The sequence below is a fragment of the Phenylobacterium sp. genome (assembly GCF_030651185.1).
Taxonomy (GTDB): Bacteria; Pseudomonadota; Alphaproteobacteria; order Caulobacterales; family Caulobacteraceae; genus Phenylobacterium.
Map to the genome: position 1 here is coordinate 105,384 of NZ_JAUSCJ010000018.1, position 25,151 is coordinate 130,534.

Genomic DNA, 25,151 nt, shown 5'->3' on the forward strand with positions numbered 1-25,151 from the left:
ACAAACGGAGCTTCCGCATGGCCGGCGAAACCATCACGATCACGACGCAGGACGGCGACTTCACCGCCTATGTGGCCCGCCCCTCCAAGCCCAAGGCGCCCGCCGTCGTGGTCATCCAGGAGATCTTCGGGGTCAACGCCGTCATGCGCGAGATCGCCGACGGCCTAGCCGATCAGGGCTATATCGCCATCTGTCCGGACCTGTTCTGGCGGATTGAGCCCGGCGTGGACATCACCGACAAGTCCGAAGCCGATTGGAAGAAGGCCTTCGAACTGTTCAACGCCTTCGACCCTGACGCCGGGGTGAAGGACATCGCCGCGGTGATCGATCACATCCGCGCCGATCCGGGCTGCTCGGGCAAGGTCGGCGCCGTCGGCTACTGCCTCGGCGGCCTGCTGGCCTTCCTCACCGCCACCAACACCGATGCGGACGCCAGCGTCGGCTATTACGGGGTTGGCATCGAGAACCGGCTGGGGGAGGCCGAGAAGCTGGAGCGGCCCTTGATGCTGCACATCGCCGAGGAGGACCAGTTCGTCCCCAAGGAGGCCCAGGCGATCATCCTCCAGACCCTGAAGAACCATCAGCACGTCACCGTCCATAGCTATGCGGGCTGCGACCACGCCTTCGCCCGCCATGGCGGCGAGCACTATGACGAGGCCGCCGCCAAGCTCGCCAACGGCCGCAGCCTGGCCTTCTTCCAGCAACATCTCGCCTAGGAAGCGGGACAGCCGAAAGTGGCCGCCGGTTTCGGCGCCCGTCCCGCGACAAAGAAAGAAAGCTCCAACGACATGCGCGCCATCCAGATCGACGCTACCGGCGGTCCCGACGTCCTGCAGCTGGTGGAGATCCCCGCCCCGGTGGCGGGGCCTGGCCAGATCCTGATCCGCAACCAGGCTATCGGGCTGAACTTCATCGACACCTATCACCGGTCCGGCCTCTACCCCCTGAAGCTGCCCTCGGGGTTGGGCATGGAGGGCGCCGGGATCGTCGAGGCGGTGGGGGAGGGGGTCACCCGCTTCTCCGTCGGGGATCTGGCCGCCTATGCTTCGGGACCCATCGGCGCCTATGCCGAGCTGCACGCGGTCAATGCCGAGCGGGCCGTCAAGCCGCCGGCCGGAATCGAGGCGGCGGTGGCGGCCGGCGCCCTGCTGAAGGGGATGACCGCGGAGTTCCTGCTGCGCCGCTGCTATCCGGTTCAGGCTGGCGACCACATCCTCGTTCATGCCGCCGCTGGCGGTGTGGGCTCCATTTTGGTGCAGTGGGGCAAGGCGCTGGGCGCCGTGGTGATCGCCACCGCCGGGTCTGAGGAGAAGGCGGCGCGCGCACGGTCCCTGGGGGCCGACCATGTCATCCTGTACCGCGACGCCGACGTCGCCGCCGAGGTGCGCCGCATCACCGGCGGCAAGGGCGTGCCGGTGGCCTATGACTCGGTCGGCGCCGCCACCTTCGAGGGGACGCTCGCCAGCCTGGCCAAGCGCGGCCTGTTCGTCAGCTTCGGCAATGCGTCCGGCCCGCCGCCGCCCCTGGCGCCCGCCCGCCTGATGCTGGCCGGCTCGGTCTTCCTCACCCGGCCCACCATGGGCGACTACCTGCTCACCACTGCCGAGCTGGACGCGAGCGCCGCGGCGCTGTTCGCGGTCATCAGGTCCGGTCAGGTGAAGATCGACATCGGCCAGACGTTTAAGCTGGAGGACGCCCGCAAGGCGCACGAGGCGATGGAGGCTCGCAACACGGTCGGGGCGAGTTTGCTGATTCCGTGAGGCCGTGGGGGCGGAGAGGTCCGAGCCCCCTCCGTCACGCATCTGCGGTGCGCGCCACCTCCCCCGAAACGGCCTGCGGCCTGGGGGAGGAATTCCCCAGTTCCTCCCCCAGCGCGAAGCGCGGTTCGGGGGAGGTGGATCGGCGAAGCCGAGACGGAGGGGGCTCGGCCCTCTCCGTCAGACCTCCCGCTTCCAGCCCCAGGCCTGGGTGACCCGTGGTAGGCTCATGAACACCGACGGATCATCCCGCGCCTTCACCAGGTCGGAAATGTAGTCCACCAGGGTTTCACGTGAAACACCCATGGATTCAACGGCTTCGGAGATTCCGGCCAAGGTCAGGGCCGCCATGGCCTTGGCGGGGCCGGTCAAGCCCGCCGGCTGCACGACCCGGGCCTCGATGCCGATGAAGCCGGCGCGGCCGAGGATGGCCGGCAGCTTGGGGCCAATCTCGGCGTCGGCGCCGCGCTTGTGGGCGCAGGCCACATACCACTGCACGAAGTGGCGGAAACTGGTCCGGGTGGGCTCGCAGAGGTGGGCGGAGAATTCCACGTCCTCCACCACCAGCAGACCGTCGGGGACCAGGGCGGCCTCGAACACCGCCACGGCGTCAGCCGGGTCGGTCAGGTGGGAGAGCAGGAAGCGGGCATAGATGACGTCGAAGGGGCCGAGCTCTTTGGCGCGCTGATAGCCGCCCACGTGGAACGTGGCGTTGACCGGCGCGTCCTGGCTGGCCATGGAGACCTTGATGTCGTCGAGATCGAGGCCGATGACCTGGCCCGAGGTGCGCCGCGCCAGGTCCCGGGTCACATCGCCGGCGCCGCAGCCGACGTCGAGAATGCGGGCGGCCTGCGGGATGCCCACCCGATCGAGCAGGCTCCCCGTCGCCTCGGCCATGGCCTCGGAAAGCACCGAGAGCCTCGCGGCCCCGGCCGTTCCGCCGGCGATGATGTAGCTCTCGCCCACAGCACCGCCTCCTTCTTCGTCGCGCGGATGCGCTGGATCAGGTGTTCATCGACTGGAAGAACTCGTCGTTGTTCTTGTTCTGGCGCAGCTTGTCCAACAGGAACTCGATGGCGTCCTGGGCCCCCATGGGGTTGAGGATGCGGCGCAGGACGTAGGTCTTCTGCAGCTGGTCCTTCGGGGTGATCAGCTCTTCCTTGCGGGTGCCGGACTTCAGCACGTCGATGGCCGGGAAGATACGCTTGTCGGCGACCTTGCGGTCCAGGATGATTTCCGAGTTACCGGTGCCCTTGAACTCTTCGAAGATGACTTCGTCCATCCGGCTGCCCGTATCGATCAGGGCCGTGGAGATGATGGTCAGCGAGCCGCCTTCCTCGATGTTCCGCGCCGCGCCGAAGAAGCGCTTGGGGCGCTGCAGGGCGTTGGCGTCCACACCGCCGGTCAGCACCTTGCCGGAGGATGGCACCACGGTGTTGTAGGCGCGGCCCAGGCGGGTGACCGAGTCCAGCAGGATGATGACGTCGCGCTTGTGCTCCACCAGGCGCTTGGCCTTCTCGATCACCATCTCGGCGACCTGGACGTGGCGGGTGGCGGGTTCGTCGAAGGTCGAGGAGATCACCTCACCCACCACGGTGCGCTGCATGTCGGTGACTTCTTCGGGCCGCTCATCGATCAGCAGCACGATCAGGTAGCACTCGGGGTGGTTCACCGCGATCGACTTGGCGATGTTCTGCAGCATGACCGTCTTACCCACCCGCGGCGGGGCGACGATCAGGCAGCGCTGGCCCTTGCCGAGCGGGGCGACGATATCGATCAGCCGGCCTGAGCGGTCCTTCAGGGTGGGGTCCTCGATCTCCATCTTCAGCCGCTCGTCGGGATAGAGCGGGGTCAGGTTGTCGAACAGCACCTTGTGGCGGACGTTCTCGGGGTTCTCGAAGTTGGTGAGATCCACCTTGATGAGGGCGAAGTAGCGCTCGCCCTCGCGGGGGGCGCGGATGGCGCCGTCGACGGTGTCGCCGGTGCGCAGGCCGAACTTCCGGATCTGCGAGGGGCTGACATAGATGTCGTCGGGGCCGGGAAGGTAGTTGGCCTCGGGGCTGCGCAGGAAGCCGAAGCCGTCGGACACCACTTCCAGGGTGCCGGAGCCGGAGATCTCGATGCCTTCCTCGGCCAGGGTCTTGAGGATCGCGAACATCATGTCCTGCTTGCGCATGGAGTTGGCGTTCTCGATCTCCAGCTTCTCGGCGAAGGCCAGCAGGTCGACGGGCGACTTGTCCTTCAGCTCCTGGAGGGACATCCGGGTGATGCCCAGGGCGGCGATGGCCGCGGAGAGTTCGTTGTCGTCATCGTCGTCGCCGGCTTCCTGCGGGGCTTCGACCTGGGCGTCCATAGCCTGGTCGAGGGCGGAGTCTTCGGCGTCGAGGGTGTCGGAGATGTTGTCTTCGGACATGGGGTATCGCCTTGATACGGCTCGGCGCGCCTTCGGACGGTGGGTCCTCGGGCGTCGAGCAAACTTGAAACGTCTAGGGCGGGCCTCAAGGACTCGCCGGGGTGTTCAGGGGCCGGGACGCCGCAGCTCTGGATCTTGGGGAGCGCGCGTCGCCGGAGGTAGGGCGGGGCATGACTTCGCGTTGCGCGACGCCATGTGGGGTCAGCGGAACCACATCGCGCGGTTCGGGTCAAGGATTGTGCTTTTTCACCGTCATCCCGGCCAAGGCCCGTGAGGGCCGCAGAGCCGGGACCCAGTGGCCGGTTCAGTGCGGTCGCCCCTGGGTCCCGGGTCTCCGCTACGCTCCGCCCGGGATGACGGTCTGGATCAGCTGCCGAATTCCGTCGTCACCGCGATGACCATGATGATGGCGGCGATGAAGGGCAGTTCGTTGGTCATCTTCCAGAAGCGGGCGGTGCGGGTGTTGGTCCCGGCCACGTACTTCTTGCGGGCGGCGCCCAGGAAATGGTGCCAGCCGGTCAGGAAGACAATCCCCGCCAGCTTGGTGATCATCCAGGGCTGGTGCAGGTACTCCCAGCCGCCGCGGATCACCGTGGCGTTCACATAGATCAGGGCCAGGCCGAACACCCAGGTCGCCACCATCGCCGGACCCATGATGATCCGGTAGAGCTTGAGCTCCATGGTCTGGAAGAGCTTGTCCATCTCCCCGCCAGGCACGGCGTCGGCGTGGTAGGCGAACAGCCGGGGCAGGTACATGATCCCGGCCATCCAGGCGATCATCGAGATGATGTGCAGGGCGCGCAGCAGGTTGTAGTCCACGCTCAAGCTCCTTTGGTGCTGCGGCCGCATTTGCCATAGCCGGACGGGCAAAGCCATGCCCCCTCCGGCGCCGCGCCGCTGTCGCGGGCCAGCGAACTGATGACCGTGGCGGCCAAGGTGTCGATGAAGCCCTGCTCGACCCCCAGAGCCGGGGCCCGCAGATAGGGGGCGACCCCCTGCTGCACCGCCAACTCGGCATATTCGTGGTCCAGCTCCACCAGGGTCTCGATGTGCTCGGAGACGAAGGCGATGGGGGTGATCAGCAGGCCGACCCCCTGTTCGCCGGCCACGTGGATCTCATCGACCGTCGAGGGGCCGATCCACTTCATCGGGCCGACCCGGCTCTGGTAGCAGACGCGCCAGTCGGTGAGCTCAGGCACCAGGGCGGCCACCGCCGCCGCCGTGGCCTCGATCTGGGCCTGGTAGGGGTCGCCGCCGGAGATCACCTTTTCCGGCAGGCCATGGGCGGAGAACAGCAGCCGGACCTTGGCCGGCCGGCCGGCGGCGATCCAGGTCTCGCGGATCTTCTCGGCGTGGGCCGCGATCAAGCCCTGGGCGGTGGGATAGCAGCAGACGGTGCGGGTGCGGCCTGGGCCCTTATAGGCCTTGGCCCAGTCGGCCAGGGACGAGGCGGTGGTGGTGGTCGAGAACTGCGGATAGAGCGGCAGCAGGACGATCTCGTCGGGGGCGAAGGCCGCCACCTCCTGGGCCGTCTGGTCGGCGAAGGGCTTCCAGTAGCGCATGGCGATGAAGGACTTCACCGTCAGGTCCGGCCGTGCGCTCGCCAGGGCCGCGTCGAGGGCGTCGGCCTGGGCCCGGGTTTCCGGCAGCAGGGGCGAGGCGCCGCCCATGATGTTGTAGTTGGCCTGGGCCGAGGCCTCGCGCCGGGAGGAGATCAGGGCGGCGAGCGGATAGCGCAGCAGGGCCGGGACGCTGATGATCGCCGGGTCCTTGAACAGGTTGTAGAGGAACGGCCGCACGGCCTCGGGCCCGTCCGGGCCCCCGAGATTGAAGAGGACGACCGCGACGCGGCTCACTTGCCGGTCACCCGGCGGATGGTGCGTTCGATGTGCTCGATGGGGGTGTCGGGCAGCACGCCGTGGCCGAGGTTGAAGATATAGGGGCCGGAGTTCCACTGCTCGATCAGGGCGTCGACCCGGGCGTCCAGCGCCGGGCCGCCGGCCCGCAGCAGCAGGTTGTCCAGGGCGCCCTGGATGGTCTTGCCGCTGTCCTGGATCTTCTGGCCCAGCACGGCGCTGGCCTGGGTGTCGAGGGCGACGCAGTTGACCGGAACCCGGGCGGCATAGTTCTCCACCAGGGCCCCGGCGCTGCGCGGGAAGCCAATGAAGGGGACGTCGACCCCGGCGGCGCGGACCTTCTCGATGATGGCGGTGTGCGGCTTGATGACGATGCGCTCGAAGACGTCCTCGGCCAGGCCCTCAGCCCAGCTTTCGAACAGCTTCAGCACCTGGGCGCCGGACCTGGCCTGCATCACCAGGTAGCGGGCGGTGCTTTCCACCAGGACGTCCAGCAGCCGGTCCAGCTTTTCCGGGTTCTGGTAGGCGTAGGTGCGGGCGCCGGAACGGTCGGAGCCGCGGCCCTCGATCATGTAGGTGGCCACGGTCCAGGGCGCTCCGGCGAAGCCGATCAGCGCCCGGTCCGGCTCCAGCTCGGCCCGCACGCGCGACAGGGTCTCGCCGATCGCCGACAGCCGGCCGGTGGAGGCCTCGATCTGGTCAGCCATGGACTCGATGGAGGGGAGTTCGCCCAGCCGCGGACCTTCGCCGGCCTCGAACCAGACCTCCTGGCCCAGCGCCTGGGGGATCAGCAGGATGTCTGCGAAGACGATGGCCGCATCCAGGGGGAAGCGGCGCATCGGCTGCATGGTGGCCTCCGCCGCCATCTCCGGATTGTGGCAGAAGGCGATGAAGTCCTTCGCCCGGGTCCGCAGCTCCCGGTACTCGGGCAGGGAGCGTCCCGCCTGGCGCATGAACCAGACCGGCGGGCGATCCAGGGTTTCTCCGGCGAGCGCCCGGAGCAGGCGGGGTTCTGAACTGTTGGCCATGCAGGGCCTTAAACCGGCTTCGAGGCTCCGGCTCAAGTCTGACTGTTCTTCCTGCCCGCCCTTCTACCTTTCTAAGAGTTAGAATCTTGAATGAAGAGGTAGCGGTAGGGCCTGTCGAAACCGGGGACAAAGCCCGGTGTCGCACCCCCTCCTGAACCGTCTTTCCCCAGGCGACGCCGGCTTCCTCCCGGGCGGCCAAGCCCGGCTGTGGATTGTGTTAATGAAGTCTTAACGTGCTGATCGGCCTTAACGATTCATTAACCTCACGGCCCCGCTCGGCGTGAACGAACGCGAGTCTTCCGCGCCCGGCCCCGGAATGGGGTCGCAACCGCCGCGCCGCAGGGACAGTCGGCGGACGCGCGCCACTCAAACCCGCCGATCGGCGCCCGCTATCCCCCGCCGGCCGCCAACCCCTGCGAATTTGCCGCGGCTATCCCCAAGCGCGCGCGGCTTCGCTAAGAAGGTATCGACTCCTCTATCCCCAGATATTTCGACGCACCCGCCAACGGCGCCCCGGACCACATGACCTCAGCCACGCGCTTCGCCACATTCTTCCATGTGCACCTGGTCTCCGACTCCACCGGCGAGACGCTGAACGCCATGGCCCGCGCGGTCTGCGCCCGGTTCGAGAACGTCCTGCCCATCGAGCACATCTACGCCCTGGTGCGATCGCCCCGGCAGCTGGAGCGGGCCCTCACCGACATCGAAGCCGCGCCCGGCGTGGTGATCCATACCATCGTCGATGATGAGCTCCGCGCCGCCCTGGAGGAGGGTTGCCGCAAGCTGGACATGGCCTGCATCCCGGCGCTGGATCCCCTGGTCTCGGCCCTGTCGCGCTATCTGGGGGCGGCCCTGACCCGGCGGGTCGGCGTGCAGCACGCCCTGGACAACGACTATTTCAACCGCATGGACGCGCTGAACTACGCTATCGGCCACGACGACGGCCAGGGCGGCCAGGACCTGGACCAGGCCGACGTAGTGCTGGTGGGGGTTTCGCGGACCTCCAAGACCCCGACCTGCATCTACCTGGCCCATCGCGGGGTGCGGGCCGCCAACGTGCCCCTGGTGCCGGGCCGGCCGCCGACCGAGAAGCTGCTGACCCTGAAGAACGCCCTGATCGTCGGCCTGACCATCTCGCCGGACCGGCTGATCCAGATCCGTCGCAACCGGCTTCTCAGCCTCAAGGAAGACCGCGACTCCACCTATATCGACATCGAGGCGGTCCGCGAGGAGACCGTGGCCGCGCGCCGGCTCTATGAGCGGATGGAATGGCCGGTGATCGACGTCACCCGCCGCAGCGTCGAGGAGACGGCCGCCGCCGTGCTGAATCTGCTGAATGGCGGCCACGGCCAGGTCGAGGTGCTGGGATGAGCGCCCCGATCATCCTGGCCTCGAAGAGCGCGGCGCGCACCGCGGTGCTGACCGGCGCGGGCGTGCCCTTCGAAATCCACGTCTCCGGCGTCGATGAGGACGCGGTGAAGACCGCGCTGCTGGGGCAGGGCGGCACGCCCCGCGACGTCGCCGACGCGCTCGCCGAACTGAAGGCGGTGAAGATCTCGCGCGCCCGCCCGGGCTTCGTGATCGGCGCCGACCAGACCCTGGAGTTCGAGGGCGGCCTCTACGACAAGGCCGAAACCCTCGAGGCGGCGCGGGCCCGGCTGAAGCTGCTGCGCGGCAAGCCGCACAGGCTGCACTCGGCGGTGGTGGTGGCCAGGGACGGCCAGCCGATCTGGCGCGAGATCGCCACCTGCACGCTCACCATGCGCGACTTCTCCGACGACTTCCTGGAGGCCTATCTGCTCGCCGAGGGCGAGGACGCCCTGGGCTCGGTGGGCTGCTACCGGTTGGAGAGCCACGGCGCGCAGCTGTTCTCGAAGATCGAGGGCGACTACTTCGCCATCCTGGGCCTGCCGCTGCTGGGCCTGCTGGATCTGTTGCGCAAGCACGGGGCGTTGTCGGCATGATCACCGGCGCCACCCGGCTCGCGGGCGTGGTGGGTCAGCCCATCAGCCATTCCATGAGCCCGATCCTGCACAATGCCTGGCTGGCCGCCGCCGGGATCGACGGAGTCTATGTGCCCTTCGCCGTCACGCCGGAGGCCTTCGCCGCCTTCGTGAACGGCCTTCGCGGGGGATCGGTGGCGGGTTTGAACGTCACCGTGCCCTTCAAGACGCAGGCCCTGGCCCTGGCCGACACGATCACCGATCGCGCCCGCCTGGCCCAGGCCGCCAATGTCTTGGTGTTCCAGGAGGACGGCGGAATCCTCGCCGACAACACCGATGGGCTGGGCCTGCTGGCCGCCTTCGCGCAGCAGGCGCCGGGCTTCGACCCCGCCGCGGCGCCGCTGGCGATCCTGGGGGCCGGCGGCGCGGCGCGCGGCGCGGCCGCGGCCTTCCTCAGCGCCGGGGCCACCGACATCCGGGTGATCAACCGCACCTTGGCCCGGGCCCAGGAGATCGCCGCCGATCTGGGTCCGGCCGTACGGGCCTATGGCCTCGACCAAGCCGCCCAGGCCTTCGAGGGCGTCGGCGCCCTGATCAACGCCACCTCGGCGGGCCTGTCGGGAAGCGCGGGCCTGGACGCGCCCCTTGCGGCGACGCCCTCGACCGCAGTGGTGATGGACATGGTCTACAAGCCGCTGATCACCCCGTTCCTGGCGCAGGCCCGTGCGCTCGGCCGCCCCACGGTCGACGGCCTGGCCATGTTGATCGGCCAGGCGGTCCCGTCCTTCGCCGCCTTCTACGGCCAGACGCCGCCGCCGGGCGTCGATGTCCGAACTCTCGCCAAGCAAGCCCTGGGACTCTGAAAAAATGCTGATGATCGGTCTCACCGGCTCCATCGGAATGGGCAAGTCCACCACCGCGGCCATGTTCCGCGAGGCCGGCGTGCCGGTCTATGACGCCGACGCCGTGGTGGCCGACCTCTACCTGAAGGGCGGGGCCGCGGTCGAACCCCTGGAGGCGGCCTTTCCGGGCGTCACCAGGGACGGCGCGGTGGACCGCGAGGCCCTGCGCCAACGGGTGCTGGGGGACGACGCGGCCATGGCCAAGCTGAATTCCGTGGTCCACCCGCTGATGGGCGCTGACCGCACGGCCTTCTTCGCCCGCGCCCAGGCGGCCAAGGCCGACATGGTGGTGATGGATATCCCGCTGCTGTACGAGACCGGCGGTGACGCCAACATGGACGCCGTGGTGGTGGCCTCCGCGCCGGAGGACCAGCAGCGCCAGCGGGTCCTGGCCCGACCCGGCTGGACGGCCGAGCGCCTGGACGACATCCTTAAGCGCCAGCTGCACGACAGCGAAAAGCGCAGGCGGGCCCACTTCATCGTCGAGACCGGCCACGGCCTGGATCACGCCCGCGCCCAGGTCCACGAGATCATCGCGACGCTGCGGGACCCGGAGCGTCGTCCCCAGAAAGCCGACCCTGCGACCTGAGGTGCTGTTGAATCGGCAATCGAACCGGGTCATCTAGAGCCATGGCCCGCGAAATCGTCATGGACACCGAGACGACCGGCTTCGAGCCGCACCTCGGCCACCGGCTGGTGGAAATCGCCTGCCTGGAGATCGACGACTTCCTGCCCACGGGCCGGCACTTCCACGTCTATATCGACCCCGAGCGCGACATGCCGCCGGACGCCGAGCGGGTGCATGGCCTGTCGTCGTCCTTCCTGCGCGGCAAACCGAAGTTCGCCCATCCCGAGGTCAGCCACGCCTTCCTGGAGTTCGTCGGCGACGCGCCGCTGATCGCCCATAACGCCACCTTCGACCGGGCCTTCATCAATCACGAGCTGGGGGTCTGCGGCCTCAACATCGTCGAGGACCATCGCTGGATCGACACCCTGGCCCTGGCGCGCAAGCGCTTTCCGGGCATGGCCAATTCCCTTGACGCGCTCTGCAAGCGCTTCAAGATTTCGCTGTCGGAACGGGAAAAGCACGGGGCGCTGATCGACGCCCGGCTGCTGGCGGCGGTCTATCTGGAACTGAAGGGCGGGCGTGAGCGGAGCCTGGAGTTGACCACCCAGGCCCAGGACACCGCCGCCTATGCGGTGGCCAACCCCTCGACCTATGGCGCGCGACCCCGGCCCCTGGCCTCGCGGTCCACCGAAACCGAGCGCCAAATCCACGCAGCCTTCATTCGCGACGTCCTGAAGAACGACGAACTCTGGGGACGCTTCGGGCTTTGAATTCGTGATCCTTCTCCCCTTGCGGGAGAAGGTGGCCGGTCGGAGACCGGTCGGATGAGGGGTTGATAGACCTACCCGCTAATTCTCAAACGTCATCCCGGCCGCAGCGCAGCGGAGAGCCGGGATCCAGGGGCGGTGCGCTGGGCCCTGGGTCCCGGATCGGCCTGGCGGCCGTCCGGGATGACGGGAGTGTTTGTTCCGAGAGGCGAGTGCGACCCCTCATCCGACCCTGCTCCGCAGGGCCACCTTCTCCCGCAAGGGGAGAAGGGCCTTTGTTTAAGCGTTGCCGACCTGGGTCGCGCCGTCGGCCTGGGCCTTGCGGGCGGCGTAGACGCCGGCGAAGTCGATGGGATCGAGCATGAAGGGCGGGAAGCCGCCGTCCGAGGTCACATCGGCGATCACCCGGCGGGCGAAGGGGAACAGGAAGCGCGGGCATTCCACCAGCAGCACCGGCTCGAGCTCTTCCTGCGGCACGCCGACGATCTCGAAGACGCCGCCGTAGAGCAGCTCGACGTGGAAGACCGGGCCGTCCTCGCGGGTCGCGCGGGCGGAAAGCTTGAGGTCCACCTCGAAGAAGCCGTCATCACGGCCGCGGGCGTTCATTTCCACACCCAGGTCGATGGAGGGCTGGGTGGCGCCGGCCCGCAGGCTGTCGGGCGCCCGCGGGTTCTCGAAGCTGAGGTCGCGGATGAATTGGGCGAGAATCCGGATTCCGGGCTCGGGCAGGCCGATATTGGCGCCGTTTTCCTGGCCGGCCGCGTCAGTGTCGCTCATGGTGGCGAAGATTCCGTGCTCTAAGGACGTCCATTCACGCCCTGTTTGGGACCGGCGCTGCTATCATGCGACTTTCGTCGATGCAACGTCGCCCCTGACGGGGGCGTTGCAACGTCCTATATTAGGCCTCACCCCCCGTCTCCAACGAAGCGATAGTGTTTTGCCGATCTTAGAGCTGATCATCTTTGCGGGCCTCGCCGTGGTCGTGCTGTACCAGCTCTATTCGGTGCTGGGCCGCAGGGTTGGGCGCCAGCCCGAGGACAATGCGGCAGACCCCGCCCTGGCGACGGTGAAGCCGGCGCGGCTGGAGGGCGAGGAGCCCCAGGCCGCCGAGGCCGCCGAGGGCGTGGCCCTTTCGGGCCTGGCCGCCGTGCGCGCCCGCGACTCAAGCTTCGACCTTTCGCGGTTCCTCGGCGGCGCCAAGGGCGCCTATGAGATGGTGGTCACCGCCTTCGCGGCCGGCGACCGCGACACCCTGCGCAACCTGCTGGCCCCCGGCATCCTGGCCAGTTTCGACGCCGAAATCGCCCGGCGTGAGGCCGAAGGCCGCACCGAGATCGTCGAGTTTTCCCACCCGCCCCGCGCCGACCTGGAAAAGGCCGACGTGGTGGGCGATACCGCCAGTGTCACAGTCCGCTTCCTGGCCGAGTTCCGCAGCCGCACCAAGGGTCCCGAGGGTGAGGGGGTCGATGACCGCCGCACCGCCGAGCTGTGGACCTTCGAACGCAATCTTAAGAGCAAAGACCCCAACTGGACTCTCGTCCGCGTCGACGCCGCCGAGGCGTAGGACCACCCGCTCATTCGGGCTATCGCCCGGCCAGCCTGGAGTCCGTCGTGGCACCTCTGAAGATTCTCCTGGCCAGCGCCTGCGCCCTGACGCTGGCGGCCTGCGCCACGGCCAAGCCCGGTCCAACCCCAGGCCCGCGACCGACCCCGGCCCCCGCGCCGGCTCCGGTTCTGGAACAGTTCAGCGACCTGCCGGGCTGGGGCTCGGAAGATCACGCCGGCGCCTTCGAGGCCTATCGCTCCACCTGCGGCGTGGCGCGCGACGCGGCCATGGGCGAGATCTGCCGCCGGGCGCGGTCGCGGTCCGCCTTGGACCCGCGCGAGGCCCGCGCCTTCTTCGAGGATAACTTCCGCCCCGAGCTGCTGCCCGGCGAGGGGATCCTGACGGCCTACTATGCGCCGGAATATGAGGCGCGGTCCCGCCCCGACGCCGAGTTCTCCGCGCCGGTCCGGCCCAAGCCGGCCGACCTGGTGTCCAGCGGCCAGGGTGGCCGCGACGCTCAGCAGCGCGGACCGGACGGCAGGCTCGGCCCCTATCCCGACCGCACCGCCATCGAAACCTCCGCCCCCGACCAGGTTCTGGCCTGGATGCGGCCCGAGGAGCTGTTCTTCCTGCAGGTCCAGGGCTCAGGGGTGGTCACCTATCCGGACGGCAAGCGGGTCAAGGTGCTGTTTTCGGCCACCAACGGCCGGACCTTCGCCGGCATCGCCAACCCCATGCGCGACCGGGGTCTGCTGGCGGCCAACAACACCTCCGGCGAGGCCATTCGACAATGGCTGGCCGACCACCGCGGCCGCGAGGCCGATGCGATCATGCGGCTGAACCCGCGCTATGTGTTCTTCACCACCGCCCCGGACGACGGCCGCCCGCCGGTGGGCTCGGCCGGCATTCCCCTGCCCACCGGTCGCGCCATCGCCGTGGACCCCAGCCGGCATTCGAGCGGCGAGCTGTTCTGGATCGATGGGGTGGCGCCGATCCTGAACGGCGCCTTCCCCACCTACCGGCGTCTGGTGACGGCGCTGGACGTCGGCGGGGCGATCAAGGGGCCGGTGCGCGCCGATCTCTATCTTGGCCAGGGCCAGCGGGCCGGGACCGAGGCCGGCCGTGTGCGCCATACCCTGCGGATGCACCGCCTGGTCCCACGGGTCGGTCCTGGCCGGTGAAACGGCCGATCCGGCCCGACGAGGCGCGCCTGTGGTCGATGGTGGCGGCCACGGTCCACCCGATGCCGGGCCGCACCGTCACCAAGGCCGAACGTGACGCCTTGGCGGCCCAGATCGACCACAATGCGCCGGCCGCCCGCATCCCGATCCCCGAAAAGCCTGTTCCCAAGCGTCCGCCCCATCCCTGGCTGGGCCCCGACGACATCGAACCGCGCCGCAAGCACCGCATCGCCAAGGAACGCGAGGAGATCGGCGGCCGCATCGACCTGCACGGCATGGACCAGATGCAGGCCAAGTCCGCCCTGGAGGGCTTCGTGCTGGGCGCCTGGAACCGCGGCGACCGGGCGGTGCTGGTGATCACCGGCAAGGGCGCGCGGGGCGGCGGGGTCCTGCGGCGGATGACCCCAGAATGGCTGTCGAGCCCGGTCCTGCGCGACGTGGTGGCCGGCATCTCCGAAGCCCACCGCAACCACGGCGGCGAGGGCGCGCTCTATGTGGCCCTGAAGCGCAGGCCGCGGGCCTAACACCCCGGTGGTCAGGTCGCCTCGACCCGCGGCAGCTCTTCCTCCAGATCCTCCTCCAGACTCCACTCCGCCGCCACGGTGGTGACGGCCACATCGGCGGTGACATTGCCGATGGTGCGGGAGATGTCGGGCAGGGTCTCCACCGCCAGCAGCAGGGGCAGCAGCTCCATCGGCACCCCCATGGCCATGGAGATGGGGCCCAGCGTGGTGAAGAAGGTCACGGCGCTGGCGATGCCGACGGCGGCCAGGCTGACCGTGGCGGCCACCAGCACGCCCACCACCAGCACCAGGGGGGTCAGGTGCACCCCGTAGATGTGGGCCACATAGATCACCACGGCCATGTTGCCGGCCGGGCTGGTCATGCGGAACAGGGCCACGGCCATGGGCAGCACCATGCCGCGCACCTTGTCGGGAACCCCCAGCCTCTGGGCGGTGTCGAGCATGGCCGGCAGCGAGGCCAGCGACGACTGGGTCGAGATGGCCACGGCCTCCACCGGGATCATGGCGCGGACGAAGTCCATCAGGGGGACCTTGCCCAGCACCACGGCCAGGACCACGGCGATGGCCGCCATGCTCAGGCACATGATCGAGACGATGATCACATAGTGGCCAAGGATGCCGACGGCCCCCAGGCCCGTGCGGGCGCCGGTGACCAGGGCCAGCGCGAAGACCCCGAACGGCGCGGCCCACAGCACCCAGTGGACCAGGGTCATCATGGTGTCCTTCACGGCCTCGAAGAGGCCGAACAGGGAGGCGCGCTTCTCGGCGCTGATGCGGGTGGCGGCCAGGCCGAAAACCAGGGCGAAGACCACCAGGGGGGCCATGGCCCCGTCGGCGGCCACCTTCACCGGATTGGTGGGGATGAAGCTCTTCACCATCTCCTGGATGGTGGGGGTGGGCGGGATCTCGCCATTGGCGGCGGCCGCCGAGGCGCGCAGGGCCTGGGCGGCCTCCACCGGGGCGGGCCACAGGGCCAGCAAGGCCGGGGTGGCGATGGCCGCGAAGCTGGCCGACAGCACCAGCAGGACGGCGAACAGCCCCAGGGTCTTGGCCGCGTCACCACCGGCCCGGGCCGTATCGGCGGCCTGGGCCACCCCGGTCACCAGCAGGGCGAAGACCAGGGGGATGATGGTCATCCTCAGGGCGTCGAGCCAGACCCCGCCGGCCGGCTCGGCCACCGCGATGATCTGCGGCGCGGCGCCGGGAAGGTAGGCGGCGATGGCGGCGCCGGCGGCGAGGCCGGCCACCAGGCCGATGAGAACGCGGGTCGTCAGGGTCATGGGGTCAGGTTCACCGGGCCAGCGCGTCCGCGCCAGCGAAAAAACCGTTGCGGTCCCGGCGGTTCCCTAATCGGGCAGAGCAAAGGCGATGAGCTGGTCGCCGCGCTTGGTGTCGGACTTGGAATGGCCGCCGGCGGCGATCACAACATATTGCCGGCCCTTCCAGACATAGGTCATCGGCGTGGCCTGGCCTCCGGCCGGCAGCCGGCCCTTCCAGAGTTCCTTGCCCGAGCGGGCGTCGAAGGCCCGGAGATAGTTGTCCATGGCCGCCCCGATGAACACCAGGCCGCCGCCGGTGACGATGGGGCCGCCGAAATTGGGGGTTCCGGTCCCCCGCATGAACAGCTGCGAGCCGGGCGCCAGGTCCCGCGTGGTCCCCAGCGGCACGCGCCACAGCACCTTGCCGTCATGCATGTCGATGGCCGAGAGCTCGCCCCAGGGCGGCGGGTTGCAGGGCAGGCCGAGCGGCGAGCGCAGCAGCTCGCGCTTCATGCCGTAGCGGGCCCCGGCATTGGGGCTGATCTCCACGTCCGGCTGGGCGGCGCGGGCGGCCTTCACCGTGTCGGCGGGGATCAGGGTCACCTTGTGCAGGGCGCTGGAGGTGTTGGCGTAGACGATCTGCCGGGTGGGATCGAAGGCGATGCCGCCCCAGTTCGAGCCGCCGCCGGTGAAGGGATAGATGATCGTGCCCCGCGTGGTGGGCGGGGTGTAGAGCCCCTCGTTGCGGGCGCCCTCCAGCAATTTGCGGCAGGCGGCTCGGTCCCAGGGGGTCAGGCCGAAGGCGTCCTGCGCCGCGATCCTGTTGGGCGCCAGGGACTTGGGCGCGACCGGGAAGGGCTGGGTCGGGGACAGGGTCTCGCCGATGGCGCCGCCCTGGGGCACGGCGCGCTCCTCCACCGGTATGACCGGGACGCCGGTGTCGCGGTTCAGCGTGAAGAGCAGGCCCTGCTTGGTGGTCTGGATCACGGCGGGCGAGGTCACGCCCCGGTAGGTGACGGTGGCCAGGGTCGGCTGGGCCGGGACGTCATAGTCCCAGACGTCATGGTGCGTGGTCTGGAAGCCCCAGGCCAGCTCGCCGGTGGCCGCCTTGAGAGCCACGACGGAGTTGGCGTGGCCGCCATTGCCGGGCCGGGCGGCGCCATAGAAGTCGGGGCTGGCGCTGGAGGTGGGCAGGAAGACCAGCCCGCGGGCCTCGTCCACGGACATCGGCGCCCAGACATTGGCGGCGCCGGCCCGGACGGCGGGCCGCGCGCTGTCCAGGGGGTCGAACCGCCACTTGAGCTGGCCGGTCACCGCGTCGAAGGCGTGGACCGCGCCGGAGGTCTCCTCGACCTTCTGGTTGTCGTCGAGGGAGGAGCCGACGATCACCAGTCCCTTCGTCACCACCGGCGGCGAGGTGATCTGGGCGCCGCCGGGCCGGGTGAGCGTCACGCCGGGTATGGCCGCCACGAACCCCGCCTTGCCGAAGCCCGGACAGGCCCTACCGGTGGCGGCGTCCAGGGCGAACAGCCGCCGGTCGTTGGTGTTCATGAAGATTCGCTCGGCGCAGGGGGCATCGGCCGGCGCGGCGGGGTTCCTCCAGTAGGCCAGGCCGCGGCAGTTGAAGTCGTTGGGGTAGCGGACATCGGTGGCGATCTGCGGATCGAAGCGCCACAGGGCCTGGCCGGTGGCAGGATCGATGGCGCTGGCCGCGTTGAAGGGCGAGCACAGATAGAGCCGCCCCGCCGCCAGGATCGGGGTGACCTGGAATGAGGCGCGGTCCATGGCCGCGCCCTTGGCGGCCATGTCGCCGGTGGAAAACGACCAGACGGGCTTCAGGCGCCTGACGTTGTCCGGCGTGATCTGGTCGGCCTGCGAATAGCGCTGTCCACCGGCGTCGCCGCCATAGTGGGCCCAGCCGGCGTCGGGGGCCGGGGCAACGTGGGGCGCGGAACACGCCGCGAGGCTGGCGGTGGCGAACAGCAACAGGGCGTATCGGGTCATGCGCTCAGAGGCGCGTCAGAAACCTTGCCGGTAAAGACCGTTGGGACGAGCGGCGGACCCGCCGGGACGAACGGCTAGCGCCAGGCCTCGCCGGCGGTATAGGCGGCGGGTTCGCGGGTCAGGGCGCGGACCGACTGGTCGTCCAGCTGGCAGGCGGCGATCGGCAGGCCCTGGGCTATGTCGACGATCCTGCAGGTGACATTCTGGGCGAAGGCCACGGCCATCAGCGAGCCGCGGTTGGCCGGATGGGCCGAGGTCTTGCGCAGGGGTTCGGGGGCCAGGGCGACCTCCACCCATTGATCGGGGGTGGCGCCGAGCGCCACGCAGAGCCGCTCGGAGTCGAGAACCTGCAGCACCGGGCCATGGATCTCCGCGCCCACGGCGGGGGCCGACCCCTGGCAGACGGTGCCGGCCTCGGCGGCGCCGGCGACGCCCAACAGGGCCATCGCGCCGATCAGTGCGCAGAGATTTTGCAGTCTTGACGCCACGACGGCCCCGCCGGTTTAGGATTCTGTTAAAACAATCCACAGGGGCCAGCTTTGTTCCGGGTGGACCTGATGTCGCTCCCGGCCGTTACTGGGGCTAAGCCGAAGGATCAGAGATGAGCAAGCCGATCACCATCACCATCCCCCACGACCTGGGCGCGGCCGCCGCCCGCCAGCGGATCGAGGAGGGGTTCGGCAAGATCAGCCAACAGTTCGGCGAGGCCGCCGCCAAGGCGCTGACCAAGACCTGGACCGGCGACCGCATGGACTTTTCCGTCGCCGCCATGGGCCAGCAGGTCACCGGTCACCTGGATGTGCAGGAGGCCGCCGTACTGATGACCATCAACCTGCCCAACGTGCTCGCCCTGCTGGCCGGCAAGATCAAGGGCCGGGTCCAGAAGGAAGGCCAGCTGCTGCTCAAATAACCGGCGCTGGGACCGCCAGGGCCCGCCGCCGGTAGAGCCCCTCGACGCAGGCCAGGATCACCAGGGCCAGGACGATCTCGAAACCGAGCTCGCTCAACTTCACGGTAGCGGGCGCTGACGAGGGCAACAGCACCTCGCCAAACAGCGCCACGCCGAGATTCTGCGTGGCGTGGACCCCGATGCCGAACTCCAGGCCCCCCAGCCGCAGGGTCGCCCAGGCGAAGACCATGCCCAGCAGGGCCCGCGCCGCCAGCGCCCCGGGATCGAACTCCAGGTGGAAGAGGGCGAAGATCGCCCCGTTGATCAGCAGGACCAGCCACACCTGGCGGGTGAAGGCCCCCACCTGTTGCAGCAGGTAGCCGCGGAACACCACCTCCTCGGCCCAGGCGGCGATCAGGAAGCCCAGACTGGTGGCGGCCATATAGGCCAGGCGCTGACTCAGGGGCTCGCCGGCGTCGAGGATCGGCGCCTCGCCGGCCCCCTGCGGCACGAAGACCGAGATCAGGTTCAGCACCATGATGGCCAGGACGCCGGCGGCCGCCCCCCAGGCGAGCCCGCGCCAGCGGAAGCGCGGCGCCACCGTGATCCAGCTGCGGAGCGGCCGGCGGAAGATCAGCCGCGCGGCCAGCAGCAGCCCCGCCGCCGCCGCCGCCAGCCCGATCCCCACCTCCAGGATATAGACGCTGGACTTCAGCAGGCGGGGCAGGTCGGCCAGCTCCCCGCCGATGACGTTGAGCGGCAGGCCCAGATGGCCGCTGAAGATCAGCGCCACCACCACCAGCACGCTCATGGCGATGGCGGCCGCCGGTCCGGCCACCGCCATCAGCGCCACCCAGCGCGCCCGGCGGTCACGCGCCGTGGTCAGGGCGAGGAAGGGCGGGGTCGCGCGGCCGGCGAGCACGTCGAGGGCTGGGATCATGAGGCGGCAGGTTAGCGCGCGCCGGTCAGCTCGACTATGGTGGCGCCATGCGCGCCGCGGCTTTCGTCCTCACCGTCACTCTTTTGTCCGCGGCGACCGCCCAGGGTGCCGATCGGGGCGTCATGCAGGACAAGGACACCCTGCGCGACGCGGCCCTGGCCCCGCTGGAGGACCTGAACCTCAAGCAGAAGGGCATCCCCGATGTCCTGCTCCGGGCGCGGGCCGATCCCTACGACATGGAGGGGCTCTCCCGCTGCGAGCCGATCGCCGGCGAGATCGGCCGGCTGGACGGCGCGCTGGGTCCCGACCTCGACGAGGCGCCGGCGCCCGACACCCGGACGCGGGCCGAGAAGGTGGGCGGGGCGATCAAGGACGCGGGCATCTCGGAGCTGCGCAGTGAAAGCCGCGGCCTGCTGCCGTTCCGGGGCTGGGTGCGCAAGCTCACCGGCGCCGCGCGCCACGACAAGAAGGTCCAGGCCGCCATCCGTGCGGGCGAGGTTCGCCGGGGCTACCTCAAGGGGGTGGGCATGCGCATGAACTGCGCCCCGCCCGCCGCCCCCAGCTGGTTCGTGCCCACCCCGCCAAAGAACCCCGTGGAGAAGGTGGTCGGCCAGTCCTTCGACGGCCTCTGGGCGCGGATCGTCACCTGGTTCTGGAGCTGGTGGCCGTTCTAAATTCCTCCCCATAGGGGGAGGGGGACCGCGAAGCGGTGGAGGGGGTTAGGGCTGAGCCAATCCAACGGCCCAAGCCCCCTCCGTCTCGCGGCCTGCGGCCCCGATCCACCTCCCCCGAACCGCGCTGCGCGCTGGGGGAGGAATTCGGCCTCAGGTCTCCGACTTGTGCCGCCAGGCCTTTTCTTCCAGGCCCGAGCGGCCTTCGCGGCTTTCCAGCCAGGCGGCCACGTCGTCCAGGGTGACCCCGGACGCGGCCAGCACCACCAGGAAGTGGTACATCAGGTCGGCGCTTTCGGCGGCGAGGCCGTCCTTGTCCTTCTGGACCGCCGAGATCACCACCTCGACAGCCTCCTCGCCCAGCTTCTTGGCGGCGCGCTCGACGCCTTCCGAGAGCAGCTTGGCGGTATAGGAGCTTTCGGGGCTGGCGCCCTTGCGGTCTTCGATGGTGGCGGCGAGGCGGTCGAGGGTCTCGGAAAAGCGGCTCATGCGGCGGTCTCCGTCAGGCGGACAGGAATGTGGGCCTCGGCCATGGCGCGCTTGACCTCGCCGATGGAAACTTCCCCGAAGTGGAAGATCGAGGCGGCCAGGACGGCGTCGGCGCCGCCCTTGATCACGGCCTCGACCATGTGGGCCGCGCTGCCGGCGCCGCCCGAGGCGATCACCGGCACGTTCACCGCCGCGGTCATGGCCGCCAGCAGGTCGATGTCGTAGCCGGTCTTGGCGCCGTCGCGGTCCATGGAGGTCAGCAGGATCTCGCCGGCCCCGCGCTTCACCGCGTCGATCGCGTACTCCACCACGTCCAGGCCCGTCGCGGTGCGGCCGCCATAGGTATAGACCTCCCAGCCGTCGTTGCGGCCGCCGGAGCCCGCGCGCGCCGTGCCGTGCTTGGCGTCGATGGCCACCACCACGGCCTGGGAGCCGAAGGCGTCGGCGCAGGCGCTGATCAGGTCGCGGTTCTCCACCGCGGCGGTGTTGACGGAAATCTTGTCGGCCCCGGCCAGCAGCAGCCGCCGGGCGTCCTCCACCTGGCGTATGCCGCCGCCCACGCTCAAGGGCATGAAGCAGACATCGGCGGTGCGGGCGATGACGTCGAGGATGGCGCCGCGCCGCTCGTGGCTGGCGGTGATGTCCAGGAACATCAGCTCATCAGCGCCCGCCGCGTCATAGGCCCGCGCCTGTTCCACCGGATCGCCGGCGTCGCGCAGGGCCACGAAGTTCACGCCCTTCACCACGCGGCCGTCCTTGACGTCCAGGCAGGGGATGACGCGAACCTTCAGCATCAGGCGGCGACCTTGAGGGCCTCGGCCGGGCTGATGGCGCCGTTGTAGAGCGCGCGGCCGAGGACGGCGCCGGCGATCGGCACCCCCTTGCGGGCCCGCAGGCGGACGATGTCGTCGACGCTGGCCAGGCCGCCGGCGGCGATCACCGGGATGTTGACCGCGTCAGCGATGGCCCCGAAGGCCTCGACATTGAAGCCCATGACGGTGCCGTCGCGGTCGATGTCGGTGATGATCAGGGCGCCGACCCCGGCGTCCTCGAAGCGCTTGGAGACGGTGACGGCGTCCAGGTCGGAGCTTTCGGTCCAGCCCTGGGTCGCCACCTTCCCGGCCCGCACGTCGACGCTGACGGCGATCTGCTCGGGCCACTCGCGGGCCGCGGCCTTGACGATCTCGGGATCGGTGACGGCGATGGTGCCCAGGATGACGCGGGAGACCCCGGCCTCGATCCAGCGCTCGATGTCCTTCATGGAGCGGATGCCGCCCCCCAGCTGGACGGGGATGGAGACGCTTTCGAGGATGGCCTCGACGGCCTTCTCATTGATCGCCCGGCCCTGGACCGCGCCGTTCAGGTCCACGACGTGCACCCAGTGGAAACCGCTCTCCACGAACTGGCGGGCCTGGTCGGCGGGGGAGGTGTTGAAGACCGTGGCGGTGGTCAGGTCGCCGTGCAGCACACGCACGCACTGGCCGTCCTTCAGGTCGATCGCGGGATAGAGGATCAAGGTCGCCACTCCAGGAAGCGCGCCAGGAGGGCAAGCCCGGCGCTCTGCGACTTTTCAGGGTGAAACTGTACGCCCGCGATGTTGCCGTTGGCGACAGCCGCGGGGAATTGTCCCCCGTGATCGACCCAGGCGGCGACGTCCTTGTCGTCGTCCGGGTAGAAGGCGAAGGAGTGGGTGAAGTACATGGGCGCGTCGCCGATGCGGGCGATCATGTCCGGGCCATGGGGCGACACCAGGGTGTTCCAGCCCATGTGCGGGATCTTGGCCGCGGGATTGGTGGGCTCGACGCGGCGCACATCGCCGCCGATCCAGTCCAGGCCCGGCGTCTCGCCGAACTCCAGCCCGCGGGTGGCCAGCAGCTGCATGCCGACGCAGATGCCCAGGAAGGGGCGGCCCTTGGCCCGCGCGGCGTCCGTCATCGCCTCGATCAGGCCGGGGCGGTCGGAAAGCGCGGTCATGCAGGCCGAAAACGCCCCGACCCCGGGCAGGACGATGCGGTCGGCGGCGGCCACCACCTGCGGATCGCAGGTGACCACGATCTGGCTCGCGCCGTCGGCGGCCTTCACCAAGGCCTTCTCGGCCGAGCGAAGGTTGCCCGACCCGTAGTCGATCAGGGCGACAGTCTGCATGGATCAGATCCTACAGGACGCCCTTGGTCGACGGAGCGTGACCATGGGTTTTGGGGTCGAGCTCGACCGCGGTCCTCAGCGCACGCGCCAGGGCCTTGAAGCCGCTCTCGGCGATGTGGTGGCTGTTGTCGCCATAGAGGGTTTCCAGGTGCACGCAGGCGCCCAGGTTCATGGCGAAGGCGTGGTGGAATTCCTTGAACAGCTCGGTGTCGATCTCGCCGATCTTCTGGGTCTTGAAGGCGACCTTCCAGATCAGATAGGGCCGGTTGGAGAGATCGATGGCGCAGCGGGTCAGGGTCTCGTCCATCGGAATATAGGCGTGGCCGAAGCGGCGAATGCCCTTGAACCCGTCCAGGGCCTTGTTGATGGCCTGGCCGATGACGATGCCGGTGTCCTCCACCGTGTGGTGGAAGTCGATGTGCAGATCACCCTGGGTGCGAACCGTCAGATCGATGCCGCCGTGCCGGGCGAAGCTGTCGAGCATGTGGTCGAAGAAGCCGACGCCGGTCTGGACATCGGACACGCCGGAGCCGTCCAGATCGACGCTGACGCTGATCTGGGTTTCCTTGGTGTTGCGGACGACTTCGGCCGTGCGGGCCATGGGCTTAAAGTCCTTTCGACGCCGCCAGGTCTTTCAGATTGACCAGGGGACGCGGGCCGTAGTGCGAGATCACTTCCGAGGCCGCCAGCGAACCGAGCTGGCCGCAGACATTCAGCGGCCGGCCCTTGGCGAGACCGAACATGAAACCGGCTGCGTATTGGTCGCCCGCGCCGGTCGTGTCCACGACTTTTTCCACCGGATAGGCCGAAACGTCGAAGCTCTGCCCGGCCGCGACGATGGTTGAGCCGGCCGCGCCGCGGGTGACGGCGGCGATCTTCACCTTGCCGCGCATCTGCGCCATGGCGTCGTCGAAGTCGGTGGTCTCGAACAGCGCCATCAGTTCGGTGTCGTTGGCGAACACCAGGTCGACCTGGCTCTCGATGAAGCCGAGCAGGGCCTCGCGGTGACGTTCCACCACAAAGCCGTCCGAAAGCGTGATGGCCATCATCCGGCCGGCGCTCCGGGCCAGGCCCGCGGCCTTGGCGAAGGCGCGCCGGGCGGCCTCGGCGTCGAACAGATAGCCCTCGAGATAGACGATCTTGGCGCCCTCGATGATGGCGGCGTCGACGTCATCGGCGGTGAACTCGGTCGAGGCGCCCAGATAGGTGCACATGGTGCGCTCGCCATCGGGGGTGACATTGATCAGCGAGCGCGCCGTGGCCGGGCCGCCGATCAGGGGGGCGGTGTCGAAGTGGGCGCCGATGGCGCGCATGTCGTGGGCGAAGACGTCGCCCAGCTGGTCCTTGGCCACCTTGCCCAGATAGGCCGCCCGGCCGCCGAAGCTGGCGACGCCGGCGATGGTGTTGCCCGCCGAACCGCCCGAGGCCTCGATGCCGGACGCCATCTTGCCGTAGAGTTCCACGCCGCGCGCTTCGTCGATCAGCATCATGGCGCCCTTGTCCAGCGCGTTGGCGGACAGGAAGTCGTCGGTCGCCGGGGCGATCACGTCGACGATGGCGTTGCCGATGGCGGCGACGTCGTAGAGTTCGGTCATTGGGCTTTCCGGGAAACGTAGGCGGGCTGACTACAGGGAAAGACAAGCTTGAGCAACGCGGGGCGGGCTTTGGACAGGGTTGGGCATGCGGCTTTTTCACTTCAGCGACGATCCGGGCATCGAATGCTTTGTCCCCAGGCCCGTCCGGGTTCCCTCGGCGCGCCCGCCGGGGCGGGACTGGCTGAACGGGCCCCTGGTCTGGGCGATCGATGAGACCACCCAGCCGCTCTACTTCTTTCCCCGCGACTGCCCGCGCATCCTGCTGTGGGAAACCCCCGCGACGACGGCGCAGGATCGCGACCGGTGGTTCGGGGCCAGCGATGCCGCGATGATCGCCCATGTGGAACAGGCCTGGTTCGATCGGCTGAGCCGCGAGCCGATTTACCGCTACGAGCTGCCCATCGAGGGTTTTGAGGATCTGGCCGACGCCGGCATGTGGGTGTCGCGCCAGGCGGTGACGCCGCTGGCTGTCGAGGCCCTCAGCGACCTGCCGGCCTGGCTTGCGCGTCACGGCGTCGAATTGCGGCTGATGGAGAGCCTGGTCCCGCTGCGCGACGTCTGGTCCTCGAGCCTGCACGCCAGCGGGGTGCGCCTGCGGCATGCTCAAGGTTGGGCCGCAACCCCGGACGCGCCCACACGTTAGGTCGCCGAGGCGGACTATCCGCCAAGCGTTT

The 25,151-nt window shown here is 69.2% G+C and carries 29 protein-coding genes and 2 pseudogenes; 14 read left to right on the plus strand and 17 right to left on the minus strand.

Features of this window, described 5'->3' with window-relative positions:
* Positions 1-17: 17 nt before the first annotated feature.
* Positions 18-716, plus strand: a complete 699-nt coding sequence (locus tag Q7J39_RS08005) for a dienelactone hydrolase family protein (RefSeq protein ID WP_304822553.1) — start codon at positions 18-20, stop codon at positions 714-716.
* A 72-nt stretch (positions 717-788) separates the two neighbouring features.
* Positions 789-1,760, plus strand: a complete 972-nt coding sequence (locus tag Q7J39_RS08010) for a quinone oxidoreductase (RefSeq protein WP_304822812.1) — start codon at positions 789-791, stop codon at positions 1,758-1,760.
* 177 nt (positions 1,761-1,937) lie between these two features.
* On the opposite strand, the gene Q7J39_RS08015 is transcribed toward Q7J39_RS08010, so the two are convergent.
* The 6 genes and pseudogenes from Q7J39_RS08015 to hemE form a co-directional block, all read right to left on the minus strand.
* Entirely contained in the window at positions 1,938-2,723 is a 786-nt protein-coding gene (locus tag Q7J39_RS08015; RefSeq protein WP_304822556.1) for a class I SAM-dependent methyltransferase, read from the minus strand.
* Positions 2,724-2,760: 37 nt separating this feature from the next.
* Entirely contained in the window at positions 2,761-4,170 is a 1,410-nt protein-coding gene (gene rho / locus Q7J39_RS08020; protein WP_370690016.1) for a transcription termination factor Rho, read from the minus strand.
* Positions 4,171-4,448: 278 nt separating this feature from the next.
* Positions 4,449-4,526, minus strand: a pseudogene (locus Q7J39_RS08025) (hypothetical protein); the annotation flags it as partial.
* 10 nt (positions 4,527-4,536) lie between these two features.
* Entirely contained in the window at positions 4,537-4,989 is a 453-nt protein-coding gene (locus Q7J39_RS08030; RefSeq protein ID WP_304822559.1) for a CopD family protein, read from the minus strand.
* Positions 4,990-4,991: 2 nt separating this feature from the next.
* The gene (gene hemH / locus Q7J39_RS08035) at positions 4,992-6,026 is read right to left on the minus strand and encodes a ferrochelatase (protein ID WP_304822562.1); all 1,035 of its coding nucleotides are present in this window, start codon (positions 6,024-6,026) and stop codon (positions 4,992-4,994) included.
* Positions 6,023-7,054 (minus strand): uroporphyrinogen decarboxylase, encoded by a 1,032-nt coding sequence (gene hemE, locus Q7J39_RS08040; RefSeq protein WP_304822565.1) that lies wholly within the window; start codon positions 7,052-7,054, stop codon positions 6,023-6,025. The genes hemH and hemE overlap by 4 nt, the downstream gene beginning before the upstream one ends.
* 522 nt (positions 7,055-7,576) lie before the next feature.
* Between hemE and Q7J39_RS08045 the strand changes: the two genes are divergently transcribed.
* The 6 genes and pseudogenes from Q7J39_RS08045 to Q7J39_RS08070 form a co-directional block, all read left to right on the plus strand.
* Positions 7,577-8,425: a pyruvate, water dikinase regulatory protein gene (locus Q7J39_RS08045; RefSeq protein WP_304822568.1), complete on the plus strand. Its 849-nt coding sequence runs from the start codon at positions 7,577-7,579 to the stop codon at positions 8,423-8,425.
* The gene (locus Q7J39_RS08050; protein WP_304822571.1) at positions 8,422-9,018 is read left to right on the plus strand and encodes a nucleoside triphosphate pyrophosphatase; all 597 of its coding nucleotides are present in this window, start codon (positions 8,422-8,424) and stop codon (positions 9,016-9,018) included. The genes Q7J39_RS08045 and Q7J39_RS08050 overlap by 4 nt, the downstream gene beginning before the upstream one ends.
* Positions 9,015-9,860 (plus strand): shikimate dehydrogenase, encoded by an 846-nt coding sequence (gene aroE, locus Q7J39_RS08055; protein WP_304822574.1) that lies wholly within the window; start codon positions 9,015-9,017, stop codon positions 9,858-9,860. Before Q7J39_RS08050 ends, aroE begins: the two co-directional genes overlap by 4 nt.
* A gap of 4 nt (positions 9,861-9,864) precedes the next feature.
* The gene (gene coaE, locus Q7J39_RS08060; RefSeq protein ID WP_304822577.1) at positions 9,865-10,488 is read left to right on the plus strand and encodes a dephospho-CoA kinase; all 624 of its coding nucleotides are present in this window, start codon (positions 9,865-9,867) and stop codon (positions 10,486-10,488) included.
* 41 nt (positions 10,489-10,529) lie between these two features.
* Positions 10,530-11,237, plus strand: coding sequence for a DNA polymerase III subunit epsilon (dnaQ, locus tag Q7J39_RS08065; RefSeq protein WP_304822580.1), 708 nt, complete (start codon positions 10,530-10,532; stop codon positions 11,235-11,237).
* 93 nt (positions 11,238-11,330) lie between these two features.
* Positions 11,331-11,408 (plus strand): annotated as a pseudogene (locus Q7J39_RS08070) (hypothetical protein); the annotation flags it as partial.
* 105 nt (positions 11,409-11,513) lie between these two features.
* Here the strand turns inward: Q7J39_RS08070 and secB are convergent.
* Positions 11,514-12,011, minus strand: a complete 498-nt coding sequence (gene secB / locus Q7J39_RS08075; RefSeq protein ID WP_304822583.1) for a protein-export chaperone SecB — start codon at positions 12,009-12,011, stop codon at positions 11,514-11,516.
* A 166-nt stretch (positions 12,012-12,177) separates the two neighbouring features.
* On the opposite strand from secB, the gene timA reads away from it, so the two are divergent.
* The 3 genes from timA to Q7J39_RS08090 are packed head-to-tail and all read left to right on the plus strand — an operon-like array spanning position 12,178 to position 14,485.
* Complete coding sequence (timA, locus tag Q7J39_RS08080; RefSeq protein ID WP_304822819.1) at positions 12,178-12,798, plus strand: TIM44-related membrane protein TimA; 621 nt, start codon at positions 12,178-12,180, stop codon at positions 12,796-12,798.
* 47 nt (positions 12,799-12,845) lie between these two features.
* The gene (locus tag Q7J39_RS08085) at positions 12,846-13,961 is read left to right on the plus strand and encodes an MltA domain-containing protein (RefSeq protein WP_304822587.1); all 1,116 of its coding nucleotides are present in this window, start codon (positions 12,846-12,848) and stop codon (positions 13,959-13,961) included.
* The gene (locus Q7J39_RS08090) at positions 13,958-14,485 is read left to right on the plus strand and encodes a Smr/MutS family protein (protein ID WP_304822591.1); all 528 of its coding nucleotides are present in this window, start codon (positions 13,958-13,960) and stop codon (positions 14,483-14,485) included. The genes Q7J39_RS08085 and Q7J39_RS08090 overlap by 4 nt, the downstream gene beginning before the upstream one ends.
* 11 nt (positions 14,486-14,496) lie before the next feature.
* Here Q7J39_RS08090 and Q7J39_RS08095 read toward each other — a convergent pair whose 3' ends face one another.
* The 3 genes from Q7J39_RS08095 to Q7J39_RS08105 all read right to left on the minus strand — a co-directional run bounded on the left by Q7J39_RS08095 (position 14,497) and on the right by Q7J39_RS08105 (position 18,236).
* On the minus strand, positions 14,497-15,765 hold the full coding sequence (locus tag Q7J39_RS08095) for a dicarboxylate/amino acid:cation symporter (RefSeq protein WP_304822594.1): 1,269 nt from the start codon (positions 15,763-15,765) through the stop codon (positions 14,497-14,499).
* A 66-nt stretch (positions 15,766-15,831) separates the two neighbouring features.
* A complete protein-coding gene (locus Q7J39_RS08100; RefSeq protein WP_304822597.1) occupies positions 15,832-17,748 on the minus strand; it encodes a pyrroloquinoline quinone-dependent dehydrogenase in 1,917 nt (638 codons plus the stop codon).
* A 74-nt stretch (positions 17,749-17,822) separates the two neighbouring features.
* Complete coding sequence (locus Q7J39_RS08105) at positions 17,823-18,236, minus strand: hypothetical protein (RefSeq protein WP_304822600.1); 414 nt, start codon at positions 18,234-18,236, stop codon at positions 17,823-17,825.
* Between the two features lie 113 nt (positions 18,237-18,349).
* On the opposite strand from Q7J39_RS08105, the gene Q7J39_RS08110 reads away from it, so the two are divergent.
* Positions 18,350-18,658, plus strand: a complete 309-nt coding sequence (locus Q7J39_RS08110; protein WP_304822603.1) for a polyhydroxyalkanoic acid system family protein — start codon at positions 18,350-18,352, stop codon at positions 18,656-18,658.
* Here Q7J39_RS08110 and Q7J39_RS08115 read toward each other — a convergent pair.
* On the minus strand, positions 18,651-19,577 hold the full coding sequence (locus Q7J39_RS08115; RefSeq protein WP_304822606.1) for a CPBP family intramembrane glutamic endopeptidase: 927 nt from the start codon (positions 19,575-19,577) through the stop codon (positions 18,651-18,653). The two genes, Q7J39_RS08110 and Q7J39_RS08115, sit on opposite strands and share 8 nt — an antisense overlap.
* Before the next feature lie 47 nt (positions 19,578-19,624).
* On the opposite strand from Q7J39_RS08115, the gene Q7J39_RS08120 reads away from it, so the two are divergent.
* On the plus strand, positions 19,625-20,251 hold the full coding sequence (locus Q7J39_RS08120; protein WP_304822609.1) for a hypothetical protein: 627 nt from the start codon (positions 19,625-19,627) through the stop codon (positions 20,249-20,251).
* 150 nt (positions 20,252-20,401) lie between these two features.
* On the opposite strand, the gene Q7J39_RS08125 is transcribed toward Q7J39_RS08120, so the two are convergent.
* The 6 genes from Q7J39_RS08125 to Q7J39_RS08150 are packed head-to-tail and all read right to left on the minus strand — an operon-like array spanning position 20,402 to position 24,477.
* Positions 20,402-20,737 carry a phosphoribosyl-ATP diphosphatase gene (locus tag Q7J39_RS08125; protein WP_304822612.1) on the minus strand — a complete coding sequence of 112 codons (336 nt, stop codon included), beginning with the start codon at positions 20,735-20,737 and terminating at the stop codon, positions 20,402-20,404.
* A complete protein-coding gene (hisF, locus tag Q7J39_RS08130) occupies positions 20,734-21,531 on the minus strand; it encodes an imidazole glycerol phosphate synthase subunit HisF (protein ID WP_304822615.1) in 798 nt (265 codons plus the stop codon). The genes Q7J39_RS08125 and hisF overlap by 4 nt, the downstream gene beginning before the upstream one ends.
* Positions 21,531-22,253, minus strand: coding sequence for a 1-(5-phosphoribosyl)-5-[(5-phosphoribosylamino)methylideneamino]imidazole-4-carboxamide isomerase (gene hisA, locus Q7J39_RS08135; RefSeq protein WP_304822618.1), 723 nt, complete (start codon positions 22,251-22,253; stop codon positions 21,531-21,533). Before hisA ends, hisF begins: the two co-directional genes overlap by 1 nt.
* The gene (hisH, locus tag Q7J39_RS08140) at positions 22,250-22,882 is read right to left on the minus strand and encodes an imidazole glycerol phosphate synthase subunit HisH (RefSeq protein WP_304822621.1); all 633 of its coding nucleotides are present in this window, start codon (positions 22,880-22,882) and stop codon (positions 22,250-22,252) included. The genes hisA and hisH overlap by 4 nt, the downstream gene beginning before the upstream one ends.
* 10 nt (positions 22,883-22,892) lie before the next feature.
* The gene (hisB, locus tag Q7J39_RS08145) at positions 22,893-23,483 is read right to left on the minus strand and encodes an imidazoleglycerol-phosphate dehydratase HisB (RefSeq protein ID WP_304822624.1); all 591 of its coding nucleotides are present in this window, start codon (positions 23,481-23,483) and stop codon (positions 22,893-22,895) included.
* A 4-nt stretch (positions 23,484-23,487) separates the two neighbouring features.
* The gene (locus Q7J39_RS08150; protein ID WP_304822627.1) at positions 23,488-24,477 is read right to left on the minus strand and encodes an adenosine kinase; all 990 of its coding nucleotides are present in this window, start codon (positions 24,475-24,477) and stop codon (positions 23,488-23,490) included.
* An 85-nt stretch (positions 24,478-24,562) separates the two neighbouring features.
* Between Q7J39_RS08150 and Q7J39_RS08155 the strand changes: the two genes are divergently transcribed.
* Positions 24,563-25,120, plus strand: a complete 558-nt coding sequence (locus Q7J39_RS08155) for a DUF6886 family protein (protein ID WP_304822630.1) — start codon at positions 24,563-24,565, stop codon at positions 25,118-25,120.
* The last annotated feature ends 31 nt before the right edge of the window (positions 25,121-25,151 follow it).